Genomic DNA, 19,981 nt, shown 5'->3' with positions numbered 1-19,981 from the left:
GATTAACCTTTTGCCGGAGTTGATGTTTTTTCTGTTGGCTGAGGTTGAGGAGTAGTGCTGCTCGCAGTGATTTGTGCATTTGGCATTGGAACAAGATGCGGGGTAACAGGGTCACCCGGACGAATCCGCTGTAAACCATTTACAACAATACGGTCACCCGCTTGTAATCCGCTATTTACGATTTGCAAGCCATCTTGTTGTGTGCCAAGTTTTACTTCACGGTAAGCGGTCTGATTTTTAGCGTCGACTACCACAACAAAACGCTTATCTTGATCGACCCCGACCGCGGTTGGACTAATCAAAATTGCTGAACGAGGTTGACCACCACCCAGACGGATTCGAGCATATAAACCCGGTAATAAAACTCCGTTTGGATTGTCGAAAGTTGCGCGGACACGAATCGTACCTGAGGTTGTATCTAGGTTATTGTCGATTGAGTTGATGACTCCTTCACGAGAAAACCCAGTTTCATTGGCAAGTCCCATATAGACAGGAACTTGTGCTGAATTACGTTGATTACTGATGTATTTGAGGTAAGTTTGTTCATCAACATCGAAAGATGCGTAGAGGCGAGATACAGACACCAAACTTGTTAAAACCTGTGCTCCATTACCCGCAGAGACCACGTTGCCCACAGTCACTTCGGCACGAGAAATTCGACCACTGACTGGTGCAGTAATGCGGGTGTACTCAAGATTTAAACGGGCAGATTGAACGGCTGCTCTAGCGGCTTGCAGGTTGGCACTGGCTGAGCGTGCATCATTTTCAGCTAGATCTAACTCTTGACGAGATACAGCATTACTTTGAATTAAACGTTGAATACGAGAAAGATTAGAACCTGTATAAGTCACTTGTGCTTCAGCTGAAGCAAGTTGAGCTTGGGCACGATTGAGTTCTGCTTCGAAAGGACGCGGATCAATGGTAAAAAGTAATTCGCCTTTTCTAACCAGACTGCCATCTTTGAAGTGTACGGAAATGAGTTTACCTGAAACCTGTGGCCGAATATCGACTTGATCAATGGCTTCTAAGCGACCGGAATATTCTTGCCAATCGGTAATGGTTTTGCTGATGACATTAGAAATATCAACAGTAGCAGCTTGTTGAGCTGTGGTCGGTGCAGCTTTTGCATCGGCATTTTCATGTAAAAACATAAAACTGCCACCCGTTGCCAAAATGGCGACAAAGATGGCAGACAGCGCAAACTGTTTGCGGGAAAATGACATGAGGTGCTCCTACTTATTTGGATACCTGTTTTCAGACTTTTAATTATGGTCCGTATGGGAGAAACAGGGTTTATGGGATGAACGGAGCATAAAAGTTTGTCAATTACGAATAAATATATTAAATTCGATAACACTATTCGTATTTTTATAACAATTGATGTGTTTGAATGAAAAAATGCATTAATTGATAGGAGTGTGCGTGTGGATCTATTTCATGCCATGAAAGTATTTAACAAAGTTGTCGAAACAAATAGTTTCAGTTTAGCGGCTGACAGTTTAGGCCTACCGCGTGCTTCTGTGACTACAACCATTCAGGGTTTAGAAAAACATTTACAGGTTCGTTTATTAAACCGAACCACCCGTAAACTCAGTTTGACACCTGATGGTGCGGTTTATTATGAACGTACTACACGAATTTTAGCCGATGTCGAAGATGTTGAATCGACTTTTCATGATTCAGAACGTGGACCTCGAGGACGACTGCGCATTGATGTTAAAGCTTCAATCGGGCGGTTGATTCTGATTCCGATGCTGTGTGATTTTCATTCTAAATATCCTGATATTGATTTGGTGATTGGAATGAGTGATCGCCCCGTAGATCTGGTGCAAGATGCTGTGGACTGTGTCATTCGTATTGGTCAGTTGAAAGATTCAAGTTTGGTGGCACGTCGTATCGGAACAATTCAGTGTGTGACGGTTGCTGCACCACGTTACTTGGCGGAACATGGCGAACCAAAAACTATTGATGATCTACAAAAACACCAAGTCGTGCATTACTTTAATAGTCGTACCGGACGCAATATCGACTGGGATTTTATGGTTGATGGGGAGATTCACAGCGTTGGCGTGAAAGGGCGCGTTTCTGTCAATGATGGTGATTCATATATTGATTTGGCTGTACAAGGTTTTGGTCTAATTCAATGTCCATATTATATGGTGGCGAAACATTTAGAGTCTGGTGCGCTTAGGGAGGTATTGACTGAATGGTTGCCTGCTCCTATGCCAATATCAGTCGTTTATCTACAAAACCGTCATTTATCGCCTAAAGTCCGTGTATTTGTAGATTGGGTAGCCGAATTATTTGCAGGTTGTCCATTGCTGAGTGGTTGCTCAATGTCATTAGATCAAAAATGTGAATTTGCCAGTGCCAAAGAACACAACCATGAATACACCATTCGGACATTAGTTCAAAATGAAAATATGGCAGAGGCTTACACACTCAAAAACTAACTTAAAATTTGAGTGATTTTTCAACATTTAATGAGGTAATACGACCAGCTGTTTTGATATCTTCATAAATCCTTAATTTACTGGTATAGAAATTGCAATTATTTCGGCAGAAGAGTAATTTAGAAATTACTCAAGTTTTTATCACCTTATTTGGATTTTAAGGAGAAGCTTCAAGATGGCAAGCTTTATGAAAAAAATGTTCGTTTCAACAACCTTAGTTTTGGCTGCTGTTGCAACGAATGTTCAAGCAAAGGATTGGAAGGTGATTCGTTTTGGTACTGAGTCCTCTTATGCACCATTTGAATATAAAACACCAGATGGTAAGTTAACTGGTTTTGACGTTGATTTGGGTAATGCTATTTGTGCAAAACTCAAAGCCAAATGTGTTTGGGTTGAAAACTCTTTTGATGGGATGATTCCAGCACTTAAAGCGAAAAAATTTGACGGTATTCTTTCATCAATGACGGTGACTGATGAACGTGCGAAACAAATTTTGTTTAGTAGCAAAATCTACAACACACCAACACGTATGGTTGCAAAAAAAGGCTCACCGTTATTACCAACAGCTGCATCATTGAAAGGTAAGCGTGTAGGGGTACAACAGGGCACAATTCAAGAAACTTATGCTAAAACCTATTGGGCAACAAAAGGTGTAACCGTTGTACCTTATCCTGTCCAAGATTTGATTTATCAAGACATGATGTCAGGTCGTTTAGATGCAACTTTACAAGATGCGATCATGGTTGATGGCGCTTTCTTAAAACAACCAAAAGGCAAAAACTTTACTTTTGTCGGCAGCAATGTGGTTGATGCAAAAACACTGGGTGTAGGTGCAGCGATTGGTTTACGCAAAGAAGATGCAGATTTGAAAGCAAATATTGACAAAGCTCTCGCAGCAATCATTGCTGACGGTACATACAAGAAACTCGAGAAAAAATATTTCTCCTTTAACATTTACTAATGATGTGAAAAATGTCGGCTTAGTGCCGACATTTTAAAATCTATTCTCATCTCATCAATATTAGATATTGTTTTTAAGGAGAAGATGAGTCATGTTTTTATCTGGCTATGGGCCACTCCTTCTCAGCGGAACATGGATGACCATACAGCTTGCGCTGTTGTCACTTTTGCTTTCTGTCATTATTGGCTTAATTGGTGCGAGTTCAAAACTCTCTAATATTAAAGCTTTACGCTATATTGCGACTGCCTATACCACGCTCATTCGTAGCGTGCCCGATTTGGTGATTATGCTGCTGTTATTTTATAGCTTGCAGTTAGGTTTGAACCAAATTACTGAAGCACTGCAAATGGACCAGATTGATATCAACCCATTCGTGGCTGGTGTGATTACTTTAGCGTTCATTTATGGTGCATATTTTACCGAGACCTTTCGTGGTGCATTTCAATCGGTTCCAACGGGTCAAATTGAAGCAGCAAAGGCCTATGGTATGACCCCTTGGCAGGTTTTTCGACGTGTTTTATTCCCTCAAATGATGCGTTTTGCATTGCCTGGCATTGGTAATAATTGGCAAGTTTTGATTAAGGCAACCGCACTGGTTTCAATTATTGGCCTGACTGATATTGTGAAAATTACGCAAGATGCGGGTAGAAGTACCATGCAACTGTTCTTTTTCAGCATCGTGGCTGCTGCGATTTATTTGGCAATTACTACCGTGTCGAACTTGATTTTAATGTGGCTTGATCGTCGTTATTCTGCTGGTGTGAGGAAGGGACAATTATGATTGAAATCCTTCAACAATATTGGCAAGCATACCTTTGGACCGATGGCCTACAAATGACCGGTGTCGCGATGACTGCTTGGTTATTGGTACTTTCTATTGGTATTGGCTTTGTGCTTGCTGTGCCTTTATCACTTGCACGAGTATCAGAAAATCTTTGGTTGCGTGGTCCTGTTTGGTTGTTTACCTACGTTTTTCGTGGCACACCACTGTACATCCAATTGCTGATTATTTATTCAGGTATTTACAGCTTTGATTACGTCCATGAACATCAGACGCTCGATGCATTTTTTCGAGAGGGCATAAATTGCACCATTTTGGCATTCGCGCTCAATACTGGTGCATATACGACTGAAATCTTCGCAGGAGCGATTCGTTCTATTCCACATGGCGAGATTGAAGCCGCCCAAGCTTTTGGAATGTCAAAATGGAAACTCTACACACGTATTATTATTCCATCGATGTTACGTCGTGCTTTACCATTTTACGGCAATGAAGTCATTTTGATGTTGCATGCAACAACCATTGCATTTACAGCAACTGTTCCTGACATTTTAAAAATCGCGCGTGATGTAAATGCGGCAACCTATGACACTTTCAATGCTTTTGGAATTGCCGCGGTGTTGTATGCAGTGTTGGCATTTATTTTGATTTGGATATTTCGTAAGTTGGAAAAACGTTGGTTGGCATTTTTAAAGCCATCGAATCATTAGGAGACATAAATGGAACACGTTGCAAAACTAGTGATTCGTGATTTACACAAAACATTTGGCGATCATGAAGTACTGAAAGGGATATCACTTGATGCAAATGCTGGCGATGTGATTAGTATTATTGGTTCATCCGGTTCAGGTAAAAGTACCTTGCTGCGTTGTATCAACTTTTTAGAGCAACCGAGCAATGGCACCATTAAACTCAATGGTGAAAAACTACGCACAGTCTTTGATAAAAAAGGCAATTTAAAAGTGGTTGACCCAAAGCAACTACAGAAAATGCGTACTCAACTGATGATGGTGTTCCAGCACTTTAATTTATGGTCACATATGACAGTGCTTGAAAATGTCATTGAAGGGCCAATTCATGTGCTTGGAGTAAAACGTGCTGAAGCAGAAGAGTGTGCACGGAAATATCTACGTAAAGTTGGATTGCCTGAAAGTGTTGAAAGTAAATATCCGGCATTTTTATCTGGTGGTCAGCAGCAACGTGTAGCAATTGCTCGTGCTTTGGCAATGGAACCGGAAGTGATGCTATTTGATGAACCCACCAGTGCACTTGATCCGGAGTTGGTAGGTGAAGTACTCAAGGTCATGCAGAGTTTGGCTGAAGAAGGGCGGACCATGATTGTGGTGACACATGAAATGGGCTTTGCACGTCATGTGTCTAATCAAGTGATTTTTTTGCATCAAGGAAAAATTGAAGAGCAAGGTCATCCTGATGAAGTGCTCAACAATCCGAAAAGTGAACGTTTAAAGCAATTTTTGACGGGTAGTTTAAAATAAGCTGTTCATACCGAGTATGGTGGAATTTTTAAAAAAAGGATTCGCATCGTACTCGGTTGCTTTTTAATTATATTTATAGATGAGTATTTTTAGAAAACACATTAATAATCACAATACCTGCAATCATTAAAGTAAGACCAATGCATGCAGCTAAGTCTAAATGCTGTTTGTAAAATATCCAGCCTATTGCAGAAATTAAAATAATACCTGCGCCCGACCAAATAGCGTATGCGATCCCGATCGGAATTGTTTTTAGCGTAAGAGATAATAAATAAAAAGCAATTGCATAGCCCACAACAGTAACGATGGACGGAATGGGAACAGTAAAACCTTGAGATGCTTTTAAGGCTGAAGTTGCAACGACTTCACAAGCAATCGCAATTGCTAAATAAAGATAAGACATGGGAAGCTACGCCAGAAAGAGTTTTAATCAATCTATATGAAATGTTGAAATGGTTAGATCAGCTTTAACGATTATTCAATTTTTTTGGTACCAAGACACCGTTAAACCAAACTGATCATTTGATTTTATCATTAGCAAAGTGGTCTCAGCTATTTATTCGTTTATTTATTCATTGAGCAGCTTAGTCATTGAAGAGGATCAGCAACTTTAGCCTGATCCTCGATAGTCTTTTAAGAAATAGATTCGCCGAGTATATTTAGACCCTTAAATTTCTCTAGCAGTTGCTCTTTGTTTTCAATATGCGCAGGATCTGGTTTTATGCAATCGATAGGGCAAACTGCCTTACACGTAGGCGTATCGTAAAAGCCTACACACTCGGTACAACGGTGTGGATCAATTTCATAAACTTTGCTCCCTTCAAAAATGGCGATGTTCGGGCATTCTGGTAAGCACATATCACAATTGATGCAGTCACTCGTAATCAAAAGTGCCATGTTTAACTCGCTGAATAAGCTAATATAGATGCAGTAATACTTTCTTTCGCATGCGGCAAATTGCGTACGAGTAGGGCATAACTGATATCAACATTTTGTGAGAGTGGAATTTCAACAAAATACCCCGAGCCTTTAGCATCTGTAATTGGGTTACCTTTTAAATCACGCATTTCGGCTAAGGTAAAGGTGATGTTGCCTTGAGGCGTCATCAGCTCAAGTGAGTCGCCAACTAAAAAACGGTTTTTAACTTCAATGCGAATATAATCACCGTGACGTTCTAAAACCTCTCCACAAAATTGTTGATAGTCAAAATGTGATGAACCATCAGCATAATTTTGATATTCGCTATGCACATGACGTCTTAAAAAACCTTCGGTATAACCGCGATTTGCCAACCCTTCGAGCTGAGTCATTAAGCTTGGGTCAAAGGGTTTACCTGTTAAAGCATCATCAATGGCTTTTCGATAAATTTGAGCAGTACGGGCACAATAAAAATACGATTTAGTACGGCCTTCAATTTTCAGTGAGGCGATGCCCATTTGGGTTAAACGATCTACATGCTGTACAGCACGTAAATCTTTGGAGTTCATAAAATAAGTACCGTGTTCATCTTCTTCGGCAGCAAACATTTCTTCATCATTGCGTTGTACGAGCAAAGTTTGATTCGAAGTTGTCTCTGATTGTGCTGATGAGCAGCAAGACTTCTCTGATATGTTGAGCTGAGTGACTGGAATTACATCACCGTTTGCATCTTCTTGAGTCTCATGCAACTTATAGTCCCAACGGCAAGCATTAGTACAAGCGCCTTGGTTGGCATCACGTTTGTTCATATATCCAGAAAGTAGACAACGACCTGAGTAAGCCATGCATAGTGCGCCATGTACAAAAACTTCGAGTTCAATGTCTGGCACATGTTGCTGGATTTCTTCTATTTCTTCTAATGACAACTCACGAGATAAAATCACACGGCTTAAACCGTAATCTTTCCAAAATTTAACAGTGGCCCAGTTAATGGCATTGGCTTGAACCGATAGATGAATTTGGACCTCTGGGAAATGTTCTCTCACCATCATAATTAAGCCTGGGTCAGACATAATGAGCGCATCTGGCTGCATCGCTACAATAGGTTCAAGATCACGAATAAAGTTTTTTAATTTGCTGTTATGTGGCTGAATATTTACCACAACATAAAACTTTTTACCCAAAGCATGCGCTTCATCAATTCCAATTTTTAAGTTGTCATGATCAAAAGCATTATTACGCACACGTAAACTGTAACGTGGTTGGCCGGCATATACAGCATCTGCACCATAGGCAAATGCATAGCGCATGTTTTTAAGTGAACCTGCGGGAGAGAGGAGTTCAGTTTTCATAAAATAAAAGGCATAAAAAATATATGGTTTTATTTTATTAACTCTATATTTTGGATTCAACCTACTGAATTAGTAGGGATTTGGCCTATATCTCTTTGTGCGGGTAGCATATTTTTTGCTAACTCTCCTAAGCGCATCAAAGCATTTAGCATTTTAGGGTTTAATTCGAAACACGCAGCTATACGTAAACAATGACTAAAACGTTTATCAGCCGAACATAAAATTCCCGGCATACATAAGATTTTTTCATCCATTGCCTGATGAAACAGTTCTAGTGCATCAATGGATTCGGGGAGCTCTAACCATAAAATAAATCCTGCTTGCGGACGACTGACTCGAGTACCGAGTGGAAAATAACGACATATATAAGATTTGATGGTGTCAATTTGTTGTTGATAGCGTTTTTTAAGATGCCTTAAGTGCAGATCATATCCGCCATTTTCTAAAAAAAGTCCCAACGTTTCTGTGAGTAAAGCTGGTTCGGCAACAGTGGTTGTAAATTTAAGCTGCTGCACAATATTACGGAAGCGTCCAGCTTCTAACCAACCAATTCGATAGTCAGGTGCTACAGTCTTGGTATAGCTACCACACACCAAAACCCATCCATTTTGGTCAAATGCCTTAATGTTGGGTAAGAGTGGTTCAGTCAGTTGCAATTCGGCGTACATTGCATCTTCAATGACAGGAACTTGAAACTGATTAGCAAGCTCTGCTAAACGACGGCGGTTGTTTTCAGGGATGCTAAAACCGAGAGGATTATGTCCTGTTGGAATAGTTAATATGGCTTGTACATTTTTAGATTTTAATAGTTCTTCAAGAGCATCTAGGCACATACCTGTGTGCGGCGAGGTCGGCACTTCTACAATTTTTCGGCCTAAATTATGAAGGAGTGGGTACAGATTGTGAAATGTAGGGATCTCAAGTGCAATACTGTCACCCGCTTGAGTGGTCGCCATAATCGCGAGACTTAAAGCCTCCATCGTGCCATGAGTGAGTACAATATCATCTGCTGAAAGAAACATACCAAGCTGTAAACTTCGCCTCGCAATTTGTGTACGTAAACGTATAGAGCCAGGCGGTAAAGTGTAGTTTTTAAAAATGTCTGGCTGTGTCCGTAAAACTTGTGAAGTTAAGCGTTTTAAGCGTTCAATTGGATAGAAGTTTTCACCTGTAGGGCAAGCCAGAGCCAAATTGACATAGTCGGGATCCATCTGCTTTTTAACAATTTGTGCGAGAAAACAGCTAATTCCTGAAAGTGATACTTTTTCTTCACTGACATAACGTTCTTCGAGCTCTAGTAAGTTTGAAGGTGCATGACAAACATAGTAACCAGACTGTGGACGAACAGAAATCAAACCTTGGTCTTCAAGCTGACGATAAGCTTCTTTTACGGTGTTAATACTGACCTGATAATGATTTGCGCAGTCGCGAATTGATGGTAAGCGTGAACCAATAGGCTGCCTGCCATTCTGAATTTGAAGGGTGAGGTCATCACTCACTTTTTTATATTTGTACATGTCAATTCATTAAAAAGCCAAAGCAATGGATACACTTTATCGTGATCTTTTATTTAACTCAAATATTGTGATTGCTTCTAATTGGTTCATTTAACACAAATCTAAACTTAAAGACTGTGTCTATTATTTTTCATATTAACTGATACTGTGACCATTAAAAATAAATCAGTAAGATCAAAAAATGGTAAGGACTTAAAAGCCATATTTTTTAATTTTAAAATCAGTAGGAGTGGTCTATGTCTGTTGTTGCATTTAAACAAGTTGATGTTTTTACTTCACAAGCATTTAAAGGGAATCCTGTCGCAGTCATTATGGACGCCAGTACCTTAACATCTGAACAGATGCAGGAAATTGCGAATTGGACGAATCTTTCTGAAACGACATTTGTGCTCCCTGCGACCGATTCGCAAGCTGATTATCAGGTTCGAATTTTTACTCCACAAAGTGAGTTGCCATTTGCAGGACATCCTACAATTGGTACTGCCTATGCTTTGCTTGAAGCAGGCCTCGTGACAGCTCAAAAAGGTAAGCTGGTACAGCAATGTGCTGCGGGTTTGGTAACGCTTACCGTGAGTGACTCAGGGCATATTTCATTTGAACTCCCTAAGCCTAAAATTACTCCACTTGATGCAATGCACACTGAGAAATTAGCAGAAATTTTAAAATGTGAAATTAATACTCAATGGAATGCTACATTGGTTGATGTAGGCGCACGTTGGATAGTATTACAAGCGGTGAATGCTGAAGCTGTTTTAGCGACTCAACCAGACTTTGCAGCCTTAAAACAACATGATTTAGAAATGAAAGTTACGGGTGCGACAGTTTTTGGTTTTTATGAAAGTAATGATGAGCAAAAACACATAGAAGTTCGTTCATTTGGACCTGCTTGTGGAATAAATGAAGATCCTGTTTGTGGCAGTGGTAATGGTAGTGTGGCGTCTTTCATTCGTCACTATGGTATTTTACCAGCACAAAATGACACAGTTCTTTCTTCACAGGGGCAGGCTTTAGGCCGTGACGGACAGCTTCAACTTGAATTGCATCAGGATAAAATTTTAGTGGGTGGAACGGCTGTTACCTGCATTGATGGCACAATCAAGTTATAAAACAGATATAAAAAACCGAGGACTTTGCCTCGGTTTTTTAATTAGAAAAATCTTATTTTTCTACGAACGCACGTTCAATCACGTAGTCGCCCATTTCACCCATACGAGGTGATTCAACTAAACCGTGTTGGTCAAGTAACGCAGCAACGTCTTTTAAGAATGCAGGGCTACCGCAAAGCATTGCGCGGTCAGTTTCACGGTTAAAACGTGGTAAACCGATTTTTTCAAACAAAGCACCAGTTTCAATTGCAGTTGTTACACGGCCTTGAGTGTGGAAAGGTTCACGAGTTACTGTAGGGTAGTAAACAAGTTTGTCTTTAATACCTAACTCTTCAAAGAATTCATTTTTTGGAAGTTCATCCAAAATTAAATCTTGGTAAGCCAATTCAGAAATGTAGCGTGTACCATGAACAACAATTACTTTTTCAAAACGTTCGTAAGTTTCTGGGTCACGAATAATTGATAAGAATGGTGCAAGGCCAGTACCAGAAGATAATAGGTACAAGTTTTTACCCGGTAAAAGGTCATCATGAACCAAAGTACCTGTCGGTTTTTTAGAAATTAAGATTTCATCGCCAACTTGTACTTTTTGCAAAATTGAAGTTAAAGGACCATCTTGTACTTTAATTGAGAAAAATTCTAACTCTTCTTCGTAGTTTGCACTTGCAATCGAATACGCACGCATTAACGGTTTGCCATTCACTTCTAGTCCGATCATTACGAACTGACCATTTTTAAAACGTAAGCTAGTATCGCGTGTAGTTTTAAAACTGAAAAGTGTGTCATTCCAGTGGTGAACATGAGTAATGCGTTCGACGTTAAAAGCAGCCATTAAAGGTCTCGATCACGATTAAAAGAAAACAGATAGCTATTCTAATCTAATTTCATTCCCGATAAACTGAATATATTTAATTGTGTTTATAAGAAAAAGTGATGAACAATTCTGTCACCTTCCCAATAATTGGCCACATGTGTTCCCCATATCGCGAAAAATTTGGCATTCCACGCCAGCCTAATTTGGTAAATATTGAGTCTTATATTGATATGGTAGAACCTTATAATGACTTATTGGCATTTGAGGGAATTGAGCAGTTCAGTCATCTCTGGCTAGTTTGGCAGTTTCATGACAATAAAAATCAGGGTAGTGCTGATAAATTCCGTCCACAGGTTCGTCCACCACGTTTAGGCGGTAATGAAAAAATTGGGGTGTTTGCTACACGTAGCATGTATCGACCATCTCCAATTGGGCTTTCAGTTGTAAAACTCAATAAAGTGGAAAAAGCTGGTAGGTCTGTTCGAGTTTATATCACAGGAAGTGATTTATTAAATGGCACTCCAATTTTAGATATCAAACCTTATATTCAATATTCTGATGCAATTATTCATGCAGAAAGTGGTTATGCACATGCAGAACCTGAACGGAAGTCAGTCGTTTGGTCAGAAGCTGCGTTAACAGCGCAAAAATATTTTCTGCAAAATAATGAAATGAATTCACAGTACATTGATGAGCTTGAGCAAGTCTTATCTTTAGATCCTCGGCCTGCCTATCAAGAAGACGCTGAACGAATCTATAAAATGAAATTTTCAGACTTTGATATTCATTTCAAAGTCGATCAATTTATAGTTACGGTCATTGATGTGGTGAAGACTTCTTAACTTGCACAGTAGAAATCTTTAAAACCAATGGATGTTGAGCCAAAGTAAACTAATAAATATAGCCATATGAATGAGTTGGGCGGGAACGAAAGCGAGAGCATAGCGTAGCCCGCCCGAAATTGCCGAGTTCACACTTTTGGCAAGTGCATGAACTGCAAAGCCTCCTAAAAATGCAATTAATAAAGGCGTAATATGGGTGCTATCAGGTTCACCTTGCACAATGACTGCCGCAATAGCTGCATGTATTTCAAATAAAGATGCGAGTAGAGTACCTGCGATTAATCCAGCATCGCCTAAAGAGATACTTAAGCCATAAACACCTGCCTGAATGAGGGTGAGTGTGCCTGCAATAATAATGGCTTCTTTTAAGCTGAACATTCTTGAGTCGAGTTCGGGCGAAGTTGTACTGGGCTCTGCTTTACGTAATAAAATGAAAGCCCAAATTGCTAAAACTGCTAATGCAATAAGTGTAGGAAATATAATCAGCTTAAACCAAGCAAAGCTAATTCCAATCACAATAATTAAGGTTTGAATCAGTGTTGAAACACACGACATTAATGCAGCGCCTGCATTTGTAGTTGCATTGGCCCTGCCAGAGCGTACTTCTAAACCTAAACTGGCAATGGTCGCTGTACTGGAAACAAATCCCGAAGCTAAAGAAGAGAGTAATAAAGCGTTTTTAGATGAGAGTAACCGTTTTGCAATATGGGCGAGTGCTTGTACAAATAAGATCAAAGTGAGTAATTTTAAAATCACATGCGGATTTAAAACTGGACCCCAAAAGGGTTTATTGGGTACTAAAGGCAGTGCTATTAATAGTAAGGCAAGTAGAAAAATACCATCACGCAATTCTGATTCAGTAATCCACTGACTGGCAATGCCATGCATAGATTGTTTTGCCAATAAAATAATGGTCAAGATTACGGCGAGTCCAGCGGCCAATGATATATTCCAAATACAAAGTGCCCCAATAAAGTAAGTCATAATAAAGGCAAGTTCGGTGGTCACACCGGGGTCATTAGGCTGATTTTTAAGAGATACAATACTAATTGCCCCAATGAGAAGGGCTCCTACAATTCCAATTTCAGTGCCGAATAAAAAACAGATAGCGCCTAATAATGAACTAATTGCAAAAGAACGAAATCCGGCAAAAGTTTTGTATTCATGTTTAAGCTTACTTCGTTCACGTTCTAAACCAATTAATAAGCCACAACCGAGCGCCGCAGCAATAACGGTAATGAATTCTTCAAATGAAGTTGTTTGTAATGACATTGTCATTGGAAGCTCCATGTTACTTCCTCTTTGGTTTATTGTTCTAAGTAGTTTTGAATCGTTTTAAAAATCATATATTCACGTTCAGTTTATGCTTTTTATTATAGTGAGCATAGGGTCTTTTTTAGACAAAGCCACAGATACAGTATTTTTATAAATATGAACTATGACGCAAAAAAATATTAAGTTGAGAATTGGTTTAATTATTTGAAGTTAAAGAATATTTAAAAGTCGGGTTTAGCAATTTTCTGGTGAGTTAAATCAAAAAAATCTCTGCTATATTATAAAAATATATTGGGGATAACGCATGAATGCACATGTACAAATAGATACGTATTGGTGTCTAGAACAATTATTACAAGAAGGTCGTATTACAGAACGAGATAAATTACTGGTACAGTCAAGCCACCGTCAAAAAGACCAATTAAAGTGGCACCCATTACAGTGGATTGCGCATTTTAATTTAAAAGATCAGCAGTACACACACGCTCATTTAAGTTTAAACCGCTTGTGTTTATGGTTTGCAGATCGGGTTCAACTTCCTTTATTTGTGATAGATCCTTTAAAGGCAGATGTTAGTGCTTTAACGCAAGTAATGTCACAAGAGTTTGCTATTCGCAATCATATTTTAGCTGTGGAAATTCATGCTGATCGAATCGTGATTGGAACAGATCAACCATTTCAAACAGATTGGCTAAACAATTTAGAGCGAAGTCTAGCGCCTAAAAAAATTGAGCGGGTATTACTTAACCCTGAACAGTTGCAACGCTATTTGCGTGAATATTATCAGGTCAGTCGTGCGGTAAACTCCGCTCAAAAAGATGCAGCTCATGAACGTGACACTAAAAATGTTGAAGCGCTTTTGCAGCTTGGCGATAGTCAGAACCCAGATGCGAATGATCAGCATATTGTGAAATTGGTTGACTGGATTTTACAATTTGCATTTGAGCAGAGTGCCAGTGATATTCACATGGAACCGCGTAAAGACAATGGTAAAGTCAGGTTCCGTATTGATGGTGTGTTACACACCATTTATAACATGCCATCAAATACGCTGACTGCCGTAATTTCCCGAATTAAAATTTTAGGGCGTTTAAATGTAGCGGAAAAACGTAAACCGCAAGATGGTCGATTAAAAACACGGACACCTAAAGGTCAAGAAACAGAACTCCGTTTATCAACCCTACCCACAGCGTTTGGTGAGAAACTGGTCATGCGTATTTTTGATCCAGATGTGTTGGTACGTTCTTTTCATCAACTTGGTTTTGAAGAGAGTTTATTACAACAGTGGCAGCAATTAACAAAAAATAGCCATGGGATTATTTTAGTCACTGGCCCCACAGGTTCAGGTAAAACCACAACGTTATATTCATCTTTAAAGCAGCTTGCAACTGATCAGGTCAATGTCTGTACCATTGAAGACCCGATTGAAATGTTAGAGCCTAGTTTTAACCAAATGCAGGTCAATAACGCAATTGAATTAGGCTTTGCAGATGGTGTTCGAGCACTTATGCGTCAAGACCCAGACATTATAATGATTGGGGAAATTCGTGATCAAGATACCGCGAATATGGCCATTCAGGCGGCACTCACAGGTCACTTGGTGTTATCAACTTTACACACCAATGACGCGCCGTCCAGTTTGACTCGCTTGCATGATTTAGGTGTGCAGCCATTTTTAACAGCAGCAACTATTTTAGGTGTATTGGCACAGCGTTTAGTGCGACAACTTTGTCCGCACTGCAAACAGCAAACCTATATTAATGAGGATGAATGGCAACATTTAACATTTGACTACATTATGGACATGCCAGAAAAAGTTTATCAGGCAGTTGGGTGTGAACAATGTCGTCATACAGGCTATAAAGGGCGAGTTGGTATTTATGAATTTATGCCAGTCAGTCTTGAGCTTAAGCATCTTATTAGTAGCCATATGACCTTAAATGATTTGAGAACGCAAACTAAAAAAGAAGGTATAGAACCCTTAAGAATTGCGGGCGCTCGTAAGGTCATTGATGGTCTTACAACATTAGAAGAGGTATTGCGGGTTGTGCCATTAAATTAACTTTTTCTTAAGATTCACCTCATCTATGCCTGTTGTACTTACGCTATTCCAAGATGTGGTTAAAAAGGTGATCTTATGAAAATGCTTAAAGCGATACTAATGACTACGGGTCTAACTGTTACTGGTGTAGCTATGGCAAATACACCTGTGAATCAGGCAGCAATTGCTCCAGCAACGCTAACAACAGTTAAGCATGCATTAACGGCAAAAGATAATACACCAGTCAAATTACATGGGCAGGTTGTAAAATCTTTAGGCGATGAAAAATATCAATTTCGTGACAAGACGGGTAGCATTACAGTGGATGTAGATGATGAGCTTTGGCAGGGTCGTCCTATTTCAGCAAATACAAATGTCACTCTAATTGGTGAAGTAGACATCGACTATAAACCTTTAAAACGTGTAGAAATTGAGGTCGATCAAGTTCAGTTCTAATTCATTGATCTCTGAATCTACTACTTTTAGCCGCATTTAAATGATGCGGCTTTGCTTTTTTTATAAAGGCTTGGCAAGATTAAAACAGCATATAACAGGAAAAATAGATGAGAATTTTGCTTGCAGAAGATGATCGCTCTCAAGCTGAAAGTATTCAATCATGGTTAGAGTTAGATGGTTATCAGGTCGATTGGGTGGAAAGAGGTGATTATGCCCTTACGGCAATTGAGCAGCATGACTATGACTGTATTTTACTTGATCGGGGACTGCCGCAATTAGCGGGTGAGAAAGTTCTAACAACGATCCGTTATAAACAAAAAAATGTTCCTGTTATTTTTATTACCGCACGTGACAGCATTCATGATCGAGTAGAAGGACTAGATTTAGGCGCAAATGATTATTTGGTTAAGCCTTTTAGTTTAGAAGAACTCTCTGCCCGAATTCGCGCTCAATTGCGTAAACAAACTTTAAGTCAGCAATCGATTTTAACGTGGGGTGATTTGCAACTTGATACACAAGCGAAAGTTGTATTAAGTGCTGGCAAGTCTATCGATTTAACGGCAAAAGAATTCCAAATATTGCGTAAGCTGATGGTTCATCCAGAACATATTATTACCCGTGATCAATTAGAAGAAGCACTCTATGCATGGGGTGAGGAAATTGAAAGTAACGCCATCGAAGTATTTATTTATCAGCTTCGAAAAAAAATCGGAAGTAGCTGCATTAAAACCATACGGGGGCTAGGTTACCGTATGGGAGATTTAAAATGAAAACGAATCGCTCCTCTTTGCAGTCACAACTGGTTAAAACCACCATGTGGAGTAGTGTGGTGGTGGGCTTGGTGGCTTTAAGCTTACTTACCATATTTTCTGTTTATCACAACATGTCAGTTCAAGACGAAATCATGGATGAAATTTCAGATACTTTGCTGGTTTCTGACCTTTCTAAACATTCTATGAAACAGTTTGATCAGCTTAGTGATGAATTTGATATTCAGTATGAGTTATTAAGCTCTGGGCAATTACTTACTCATTCTCATAGTTATCAACATGAACTTTTTGAACAAGGAAAGTTATCTGAAGGTTTTTCATATTTTTGGTTTGATGGTCAATTATGGCGTAGTTTGGCTGCACAACAAGAAGACTCTCAACTAGAAGTTGAAGTCTTTCAGCCAATGAGTACACGTATTGAAGAAGTACTCAAAGCACTTGCAGGCTATAGCGGTCTTATGGTGTTGTTCTGGTTGTTGCAATGGGTCATTGTAAGTTGGCGTACGGAGCAACAATTGGCTGCGCTAAACTTACTTTCTATACGTATTGCCCAAAAAACAGCTTCAAATTTAGAACCAATTCAAGACCCAGATGTCATTACCGAAATTCAACCTGTGATTGATGCTTTAAACCAATTACTTGCAAGATTGCAAAGAGCATTAGTGGCTGAGCAACGTTTTACAGCAGATGCTTCCCATGAGCTACGTTCTCCGTTGTCTGCCATACAAATGCGTCTTCAAGTTTTACAGCGTAAATATCAACATGTTCCAGAACTTCATCAGGACTTTGAGCGCATACAAGAAGACGTTTCAAGAAGTACAAAAGTACTTGAAAACTTACTGCTTCTGGCTCGCTTGGAACCCAATGAAGCAGAGCAGCCACAACTTCCTAAAACAGTTATCGATTTAAATTACTTATTGGCTAGAGTCATTGAAACTGTAACTTTAGATGCGAATGCTAAACAGATGTTGATAGAGACAAATACCTTATCGACTGAAACTAAAACCTTTGCGAATGAAGAATTACTGTTTATTGCTTTTAGAAATTTATTTGATAATGCCATTCGTTATAGTCCGAATTTAGGTTCTATTCATGTTGATATTAGTCAGGACGAACAGCAAATTAAGGTCGCTATAGAAGATACAGGAAATGGTGTAGATGATGAGGTATTGCAACGTTTAGGGCAGCGTTTTTTTCGAGTATTGGGTACTCAGCAGCAAGGTTCAGGATTGGGAATTTCAATTACACGAAAAATTATTGAATTGCATAATGGTGAATTGCGTTTTATGCATGCTGAACAGGGTGGTTTGAGGGTAGAAGTTAATCTTCCATTATAAAAAATAGCATGGTTACCCATGCTATCCATTTTTTGTTTTCCCACGAATATTATTGAAACGCGAGTGTATTTTTTATTTAGTTAAAATTAGACGATTGTTGCGAGTGAGGCGTAAACGATATTCCTCGCCAGCATGCATAATGCGGATTTCACGGCCTAATGCAAAGAGGTTGTTAGAATGTAACATTGGTAAGGCATGAGCTGTTTCATTGTTACGAGTAAATAAGCTAAAAGGTGCGTTCATTTGTTGTGCTCCGTGGTATGTTCTTGAACGATTTAAATGATAATCATTATCGAATAGATCTGTCAATGAGATTTTTAAGATTTTATAAAATGATAAAATTTGCTTACACTTGAGAAAAGTTTTAGAGAGTAAAAAAATGCCCAAACCAATCGTCGATGTCGCTATAGCAATCTTGATCCATCGTGGAAAAATACTAGTTGGATGGCGCGAAGAGCAGCAGCATCAAGGTGGAAAGCATGAGTTTCCAGGGGGGAAAGTTGAGCAAGGTGAAACACCCGAAGAAGCCTGTCGCCGTGAAATCTATGAAGAAGTGGGGATTGGTTTAAAAGATTGGCATCAATTTGATTATATTCATCATGAATATGACGACATTATTGTCAATTTACATTTATTCCATAGTTATGTGCCTGATGAACTATTAACTCTTATTCATCAACCATGGGCATGGTACACACGTGAACAATTACTACACTTAAACTTTCCAAAAGCGAATAAAGACATCATAAAAAGATTGTATTGGCCGCATTTTATTAAAATTAGTCCTACGCTGACACCAGTCGAAAATGAAGACACTTTAGTGTATTGGCGTAGTGAAAAAGATAGTTTTGATCAGGCAGATCTAGAAAAATTAGCTCTCTTAGAAACTAATCAGCTTTCAAAATTAATCGTGAATGTTGATGTTTGGCACAAGCTAAAACCTGAGTTAAAAAATCATATAAAAACAGTGCATCTTAAGCAATCCCAATTAATGAGTTTGCATAAAGGCGACTTGGAAGTGGGAGTGCGTTTTATTGCTGCTTGCCACGATGCGGTTTCTTTACAGCATGCTCAGCAAATTGGCTGTGATGCTGTTTTTGTAAGTCCTGTCAAAGTAACAGAGACCCATCCAGATGCGACCGCATTAGGGTGGGATCGTTTAACTGACTTGATTGAGAAATGCCAGATTCCCGTATTGGCTTTGGGAGGCATGAGTCCTGATGATTTAGTCACAGCACAGCAACACGGTGCGTATGGCTTGGCGGGTATTCGTAATTTTTAATAAGACATAAAAGCATTAAAAGCTAGAGCGCTTTTAATGCTTGTTGTGCTTCTTGAACAGTTTTTGGGTTATTACGTTGTTGCCCAGCTTTTAAAATAGTTAGCCAAAGCTGTTTTTTCATTGCTTGGCTCTGAGCAAAGCTTAAACCACGTCGTGCTAAAGACTCAGCATTAGAATATTGCTGTTTATGATTTGCAGTAAGTGCAAGAAATAAATAAGTCTCAGCTGCTTGCGGTGCTAAACGCTGTGCCTGAAGTGCATAGCGTTCAGCCTCTGACCATTGCTGGTTTTTATAAGCCTGCTGTGTTTTTTGCATTAAAACTTTAAATGCAGGTAACTGGCTGCCATCATCACTAAAATGTTGAGGCTTTTTCTGTTGAGGAACGATCACCTGTAAATTTTTGCGTTGAATTTCCGGATGATCATAAGGTGTAATTTTTACACCCGATTGAGTTTCCGTCTTTTTGACTGGAGGAGTAGGTGTTTTCTCTTTGGAGTCAGAATGATCAGGCAAAGTTGTACAGCCGACCATAAGAATAGCACCAATATAAAAAACACCTTTCTTCAACATATCCTAATT

At 39.3% G+C, this 19,981-nt stretch carries 21 protein-coding genes; 12 read left to right on the top strand and 9 right to left on the bottom strand.

What is annotated here, in order from left to right; all coding sequences use genetic code 11:
- Positions 1 to 2 precede the first annotated feature (2 nt).
- A complete protein-coding gene (gene adeF / locus AC1PJP_RS04925) occupies positions 3 to 1,223 on the bottom strand; it encodes a multidrug efflux RND transporter periplasmic adaptor subunit AdeF (protein ID WP_013197220.1) in 1,221 nt (406 codons plus the stop codon).
- Positions 1,224 to 1,424: 201 nt separating this feature from the next.
- Between adeF and AC1PJP_RS04920 the strand changes: the two genes are divergently transcribed.
- The 5 genes from AC1PJP_RS04920 to AC1PJP_RS04900 all read left to right on the top strand — a co-directional run bounded on the left by AC1PJP_RS04920 (position 1,425) and on the right by AC1PJP_RS04900 (position 5,691).
- A complete protein-coding gene (locus AC1PJP_RS04920; protein WP_199986724.1) occupies positions 1,425 to 2,453 on the top strand; it encodes a LysR family transcriptional regulator in 1,029 nt (342 codons plus the stop codon).
- 175 nt (positions 2,454 to 2,628) lie between these two features.
- Positions 2,629 to 3,414 (top strand): ABC transporter substrate-binding protein, encoded by a 786-nt coding sequence (locus AC1PJP_RS04915; protein ID WP_005307073.1) that lies wholly within the window; start codon positions 2,629 to 2,631, stop codon positions 3,412 to 3,414.
- A gap of 91 nt (positions 3,415 to 3,505) precedes the next feature.
- Positions 3,506 to 4,195: an ABC transporter permease gene (locus AC1PJP_RS04910; protein ID WP_267530802.1), complete on the top strand. Its 690-nt coding sequence runs from the start codon at positions 3,506 to 3,508 to the stop codon at positions 4,193 to 4,195.
- Positions 4,192 to 4,905, top strand: coding sequence for an ABC transporter permease (locus tag AC1PJP_RS04905; RefSeq protein ID WP_111854367.1), 714 nt, complete (start codon positions 4,192 to 4,194; stop codon positions 4,903 to 4,905). Before AC1PJP_RS04910 ends, AC1PJP_RS04905 begins: the two co-directional genes overlap by 4 nt.
- A gap of 9 nt (positions 4,906 to 4,914) precedes the next feature.
- Positions 4,915 to 5,691: an ABC transporter ATP-binding protein gene (locus AC1PJP_RS04900; protein WP_005307066.1), complete on the top strand. Its 777-nt coding sequence runs from the start codon at positions 4,915 to 4,917 to the stop codon at positions 5,689 to 5,691.
- A gap of 73 nt (positions 5,692 to 5,764) precedes the next feature.
- Here the strand turns inward: AC1PJP_RS04900 and abeS are convergent, their stop codons facing one another.
- The 4 genes from abeS to AC1PJP_RS04880 all read right to left on the bottom strand — a co-directional run bounded on the left by abeS (position 5,765) and on the right by AC1PJP_RS04880 (position 9,484).
- A complete protein-coding gene (gene abeS, locus AC1PJP_RS04895) occupies positions 5,765 to 6,094 on the bottom strand; it encodes a multidrug efflux SMR transporter AbeS (protein ID WP_017402972.1) in 330 nt (109 codons plus the stop codon).
- Between the two features lie 230 nt (positions 6,095 to 6,324).
- A complete protein-coding gene (locus AC1PJP_RS04890) occupies positions 6,325 to 6,588 on the bottom strand; it encodes a YfhL family 4Fe-4S dicluster ferredoxin (protein ID WP_479766602.1) in 264 nt (87 codons plus the stop codon).
- 2 nt (positions 6,589 to 6,590) lie between these two features.
- Positions 6,591 to 7,961 (bottom strand): prephenate-dependent tRNA uridine(34) hydroxylase TrhP, encoded by a 1,371-nt coding sequence (gene trhP, locus AC1PJP_RS04885; protein WP_479766601.1) that lies wholly within the window; start codon positions 7,959 to 7,961, stop codon positions 6,591 to 6,593.
- Positions 7,962 to 8,017: 56 nt separating this feature from the next.
- Entirely contained in the window at positions 8,018 to 9,484 is a 1,467-nt protein-coding gene (locus tag AC1PJP_RS04880; protein ID WP_479766717.1) for an aminotransferase-like domain-containing protein, read from the bottom strand.
- Between the two features lie 230 nt (positions 9,485 to 9,714).
- On the opposite strand from AC1PJP_RS04880, the gene AC1PJP_RS04875 reads away from it, so the two are divergent.
- Positions 9,715 to 10,584 carry a PhzF family phenazine biosynthesis protein gene (locus tag AC1PJP_RS04875; protein WP_267530799.1) on the top strand — a complete coding sequence of 290 codons (870 nt, stop codon included), beginning with the start codon at positions 9,715 to 9,717 and terminating at the stop codon, positions 10,582 to 10,584.
- Positions 10,585 to 10,636: 52 nt separating this feature from the next.
- Here the strand turns inward: AC1PJP_RS04875 and AC1PJP_RS04870 are convergent, their stop codons facing one another.
- Complete coding sequence (locus tag AC1PJP_RS04870; protein WP_005307052.1) at positions 10,637 to 11,416, bottom strand: ferredoxin--NADP reductase; 780 nt, start codon at positions 11,414 to 11,416, stop codon at positions 10,637 to 10,639.
- Between the two features lie 101 nt (positions 11,417 to 11,517).
- Between AC1PJP_RS04870 and tsaA the strand changes: the two genes are divergently transcribed.
- Entirely contained in the window at positions 11,518 to 12,240 is a 723-nt protein-coding gene (gene tsaA, locus AC1PJP_RS04865; RefSeq protein WP_479766600.1) for a tRNA (N6-threonylcarbamoyladenosine(37)-N6)-methyltransferase TrmO, read from the top strand.
- Between the two features lie 18 nt (positions 12,241 to 12,258).
- Here the strand turns inward: tsaA and AC1PJP_RS04860 are convergent, their stop codons facing one another.
- On the bottom strand, positions 12,259 to 13,530 hold the full coding sequence (locus AC1PJP_RS04860) for an MgtC/SapB family protein (RefSeq protein WP_479766599.1): 1,272 nt from the start codon (positions 13,528 to 13,530) through the stop codon (positions 12,259 to 12,261).
- A gap of 289 nt (positions 13,531 to 13,819) precedes the next feature.
- Between AC1PJP_RS04860 and tfpB the strand changes: the two genes are divergently transcribed.
- From tfpB to AC1PJP_RS04840, 4 genes are all read left to right on the top strand, one after another.
- Positions 13,820 to 15,577 (top strand): type IV pilus assembly ATPase TfpB, encoded by a 1,758-nt coding sequence (gene tfpB, locus AC1PJP_RS04855; protein ID WP_479766598.1) that lies wholly within the window; start codon positions 13,820 to 13,822, stop codon positions 15,575 to 15,577.
- A gap of 75 nt (positions 15,578 to 15,652) precedes the next feature.
- The gene (locus tag AC1PJP_RS04850; protein ID WP_005307042.1) at positions 15,653 to 16,012 is read left to right on the top strand and encodes a NirD/YgiW/YdeI family stress tolerance protein; all 360 of its coding nucleotides are present in this window, start codon (positions 15,653 to 15,655) and stop codon (positions 16,010 to 16,012) included.
- Positions 16,013 to 16,119: 107 nt separating this feature from the next.
- Positions 16,120 to 16,782: a response regulator transcription factor gene (locus AC1PJP_RS04845; RefSeq protein ID WP_005307039.1), complete on the top strand. Its 663-nt coding sequence runs from the start codon at positions 16,120 to 16,122 to the stop codon at positions 16,780 to 16,782.
- A complete protein-coding gene (locus tag AC1PJP_RS04840; protein ID WP_479766597.1) occupies positions 16,779 to 18,119 on the top strand; it encodes an ATP-binding protein in 1,341 nt (446 codons plus the stop codon). Before AC1PJP_RS04845 ends, AC1PJP_RS04840 begins: the two co-directional genes overlap by 4 nt.
- Positions 18,120 to 18,191: 72 nt before the next feature.
- On the opposite strand, the gene hemP is transcribed toward AC1PJP_RS04840, so the two are convergent.
- The gene (gene hemP, locus AC1PJP_RS04835; protein WP_004643472.1) at positions 18,192 to 18,362 is read right to left on the bottom strand and encodes a hemin uptake protein HemP; all 171 of its coding nucleotides are present in this window, start codon (positions 18,360 to 18,362) and stop codon (positions 18,192 to 18,194) included.
- 136 nt (positions 18,363 to 18,498) lie between these two features.
- On the opposite strand from hemP, the gene AC1PJP_RS04830 reads away from it, so the two are divergent.
- Complete coding sequence (locus tag AC1PJP_RS04830; RefSeq protein ID WP_479766596.1) at positions 18,499 to 19,401, top strand: NUDIX domain-containing protein; 903 nt, start codon at positions 18,499 to 18,501, stop codon at positions 19,399 to 19,401.
- Positions 19,402 to 19,423: 22 nt separating this feature from the next.
- Here the strand turns inward: AC1PJP_RS04830 and AC1PJP_RS04825 are convergent, their stop codons facing one another.
- Entirely contained in the window at positions 19,424 to 19,972 is a 549-nt protein-coding gene (locus AC1PJP_RS04825) for a tetratricopeptide repeat protein (protein WP_479766595.1), read from the bottom strand.
- Between the last annotated feature and the right edge of the window lie 9 nt (positions 19,973 to 19,981).

The organism is Acinetobacter sp. V116_7 (genome assembly GCF_056735735.1).
This window is presented reverse-complemented; position numbering and strand designations above follow the sequence as displayed.